Source organism: Niastella sp., assembly GCF_045805085.1.
Classification (GTDB): Bacteria; Bacteroidota; Bacteroidia; order Chitinophagales; family Chitinophagaceae; genus Niastella.
The window spans coordinates 1-3,981 of record NZ_JBJMLX010000272.1 but is presented as its reverse complement, the minus strand read 5'-3'; the positions used below and the strand labels follow the sequence as shown (position 1 = coordinate 3,981).

At 44.7% G+C, this 3,981-nt stretch carries 3 protein-coding genes; 1 reads left to right on the top strand and 2 read right to left on the bottom strand.

Translation table 11 applies throughout. The features are described from left to right. The coding region (locus tag ACJ751_RS14220; RefSeq protein WP_407746162.1) for a M28 family peptidase at positions 1–1,465 on the top strand (1,465 nt) is incomplete at its 5' end. Positions 1,466–1,529: 64 nt separating this feature from the next. On the opposite strand, the gene ACJ751_RS14215 is transcribed toward ACJ751_RS14220, so the two are convergent. Together ACJ751_RS14215 and ACJ751_RS14210 are read right to left on the bottom strand one after the other, a co-directional pair. After that, positions 1,530–2,480, bottom strand: coding sequence for a class I SAM-dependent methyltransferase (locus ACJ751_RS14215; RefSeq protein ID WP_407746161.1), 951 nt, complete (start codon positions 2,478–2,480; stop codon positions 1,530–1,532). A gap of 256 nt (positions 2,481–2,736) precedes the next feature. Beyond that, positions 2,737–3,981, bottom strand: a 1,245-nt coding sequence (locus ACJ751_RS14210; RefSeq protein WP_407746160.1) for an MDR family MFS transporter, incomplete at its 5' end; no start/stop codon positions are given.

Sequence of the window (3,981 nt, the reverse complement as noted above, 5' to 3'; positions counted from 1 at the left end):
TAAGCCATTTGCCAATACAATAACCCCAGACGACCTTAAGAAGCATTTGTACATCATAGCCGGCCCCGGTATGGAAGGCCGCGAAACGGCCACTGAAGGACAACGGAAAGCAGCCGCCTATATTGAAAACCAGTTTAAAACACTGGGATTACAACCCGGTAATAAAGGCAATTTTCAATTAGGCTATCCTATATACCAGGATTCAATTTCCAAAGCAGCTATAGAAGTGAACGGAAAGTCGTTTGCTCTGTTCAACGACTTTATGATCAATCAATCGATGGCGCATACGAGTACTATCTTCTGCAATGAAGTTGTTTTTGCAGGGGCTGGCATCAGCGATAGTACCCGCAACGATTTTAAAGATGTAGCTGGCAAAATTGTACTGATATTTCAGGCGCCGCCGCCATCAGCGCCAACCGGTGGTGGCTCCAGTGCCCGTAACCGCTCAAGGTTTGGTCCATACCAGGTTATGGAAGCTGCACTAAAAAATGGCGCTGCTGCTATTTTAATAATACAAAATAATTTTCCCCGTCGCGGCGGTACAGCTATGACCAAAGGCCCTGCCTACCTCGATGGATTTCAAAAAACCGTTTCCCCCAATACCTTTTATATTTCTGAAGAAGTTGCCAAATCCATCATGGACGCTGATTTCGATGCAGCTAAAGAAGCCGTGAAAACCGGTAACGTGCAACCTAAAACGTATACGGCTGAGGTAAAGCTCGAATTCAAAAAAGACAGGCTTGAATTATCGAGCAGCAACGTAGTTGGTTTCCTGGAAGGCACTGATAAAAAGGATGAGTTTGTTTTTATCACCGCGCATTATGATCACCTGGGCAAACGCGGCGATTCTGTTATTTATTATGGCGCCGATGACGATGGCTCAGGTACCGTAAGTGTGCTGGAACTGGCCGAAGCATTTGCAAAGGCAAAGGCAGCCGGCAAAGGGCCCCGCCGCTCCATTGTATTCATGACCGTTTCAGGAGAAGAAAAAGGTTTATGGGGATCAGAGTTCTACAGCGATCATCCATTGTACCCATTAAACAAAACCACTGTTGACCTGAATATCGATATGATCGGTCGTACCGATCCCAAACGCAAGGAAGGCGATAGCACCAATTATGTGTATGTGGTGGGCGATGACAAACTGAGTTCTGACCTGCGCCCCATCAGCGAGGCCATGAATAAAAAATACACCAAACTGGAACTGGATTATAAATACAATGCGCCCAAAGATCCTGAACGCATTTACTATCGCAGCGACCATTATAATTTCGCCCGTAAAGGTGTACCCATCATTTTCTATTTTAATGGAACACACAACGATTACCATCGTCCCACTGATACCCCCGATAAGATCAATTACAACCTGATGGCCAAAAGAGCGCAACTGGTATTTTATACGGCCTGGGAAATGGCCAATCGAAATGACATGTTGAAAAGAGACATTCCGCTTTCGGAACAATAACGATAAGTAACTGACAATAGGCAATAGGCAACATTACAATTTGCTTATTGCCTGTTTTTTTTGACTACTTCCAAAGTTTATAACAATAGCGGAACAACTTACCTTCAAAATCAAACGGCGTGGTAGCGCGGGTGATATCTTTTATTTCTGATGAGTTGATCTGTTCCCTGTCCAGCTCAAATTTCCGGTAATTGGTACTGAAGTAAATAATGCCGCCGGGCGCCACTGCCTGCATGGTTTTATTCAACAGTTCAGCATGGTCACGCTGAATGTCCAAAAAGTCCTTCATGCGTTTGCTATTGCTGAAAGTGGGTGGGTCCATCACAACCAGGTCATAGGAAGCAGGCGCCAGTGAATCGAGGTATTGTTTTACATCCGCATGAACAAACTCGTGTTTCTTTTCATCATAGATATCATTCAATCGCATATTCTCTTCCGCCCATTGCAAATAGGTTTTTGACAGATCAACCGAAGTAACCTTTGATGCGCCACCAGCAGCTGCGTATACCGAGAAGGAACCGGTATAACAAAACAGGTTCAACACCCTTTTTTCATTTGACTCAATGCGTACCATCCCACGGGTAATGCGGTGATCGAGAAACAAACCGGTATCGAGATAATCGCTCAGGTTCACTTTAAATTTCAACCCGGCTTCGTCTACGACAAAATTGGCGCCTGCTTCACTCACGCGCTGGTATTGGCCCAGGCGGCCCGGTTTACGCTGGCGTTCTTTGATGTATACATTGTCAACCGGCATTTGCAGTACTTCACAGATCAGCTCAATGCAGGCTTCCAGCCAGGCATCATGTTCAGTCTCCGCCATTTCAAATTTCCGCTTATATTCTGCCAGGTATAAATTATCGCCATACCGTTCAATACATAAAGCAAATTCAGGCAGGTCATGATCATAGATGCGATAACAGGTAATGCCCTGGCGCTTTGCCTGTTTATTTATATGCCGGTACACTTTGGTGAGCCGGTTGCGGAACATTTCGAATTTTTCGGGAGAAGACATGGGGCAAAAATAAGTTGAAAAAGTTAGTTAACCAGTTGACGAGTTGACCAGTTGACGAGTTGACGAGGCAGAAGGCAGAGGGCCCTCCTACGCTAAAGCTTCAGCGGCAGGCGGAAGGCGGGCGAGGCAAGGAAGTCATCAATAACTAACAAACTCAATAACTAACGAACTTAATAACCTACAAACCTAAGAACTTAAACTTAGCATCCGGAAGCAACACTATCAACCAATAACTTTCAACTTTAAACTTTTAACTTTAAACTTTCATATACTTCTTCAACCATAAAAACCCAATAGCCGTAACAAAGCTTGTTCCCCCCAATGTCCACCACAACACATTAAACCCGGCATGCTCGGCAATTTGCGCACCCAGGAATGGGCCCATAGTTTGCGCAATTGACCAGGCAATGGTATACAAACCTGCATATTGACCACGGTTGTGATCGGCGCTGCGGGCGGTCCAGAAGGTATTCATAAACGGCAGTACCAGTATTTCCCCCATTGTCATTACCACCATCATCAGCATCGCCAGCAGGTGATTAATCTGAAAGAGGTTCAGCATGAAATAGGCAGTACCTACCAAAATGGTACCTCTAACTATATAAAACAGGTTCGAGCGGCGGCCCTCCAGTTTAAAAATGAGCACCATTTCAATGATAGCGATCATAATACCATTGACGGCGCCTATTAAGCCAATAAAGCGTTCATTAAAATGCAACTCAATTTTGTAATAGGCATTCAGGTTAGTGAATAACTGAAAAAAGCAACACGCAAATAATATAGTAAGTAGAATAAACAAGAGATAGATCTTATCGCGGTAAGCCGAATGCGAAGGATCGGCAACAACCGGTTTTTTAACCGGTTTCACCTGTTTTGATGGATGCAAAAAATACCACAACAATAGTACAGCAGTGAGGTTGGTAGCTCCATCAACCCAGAACAACAATTCATAATTGATAGCTGCCAGCAAACCACCAATAGCACTGCCAACTGCCCAGCCCAGGTTAATAGCCAACCGGTTGAGCGCATACGAACGGGTACGGGTATCTTCTTTACTGTAAGCAACGATAGCTGTAGAGTTGGCAGGCCGGAACGCATCATTCACCATGCTTAATAAAAAGGTGAACAAACAGATCAGCGGAAATGATCTCATTTGTCCCAGCACCATGAACATAATGCCGCCACCGCCTAATGTAATTAGCTGCACTTTATGAAAACCAATGCGGTCGGTTAGTTTGCCACCAAGAAACCCACCTGTTACTGCCCCCAACCCAAACAGGGCCATAACAAAACCAGCCTGCCCGATGCTGTAGCCCATTTTCGGACTGGTAAGATAAATGGTCATGAAGGGAAGTACCATGGTGCCGCTTCGGTTTATTAACATTACAAACGACAACCACCAGGTAGAGGGAGACAATCCACTATAGGCATTCTTGTATAGAGAAAGCGTTTTGCTTATCATGTGACTTTGTATAATAAAAAAAATCCCCCGCGGGTTAAG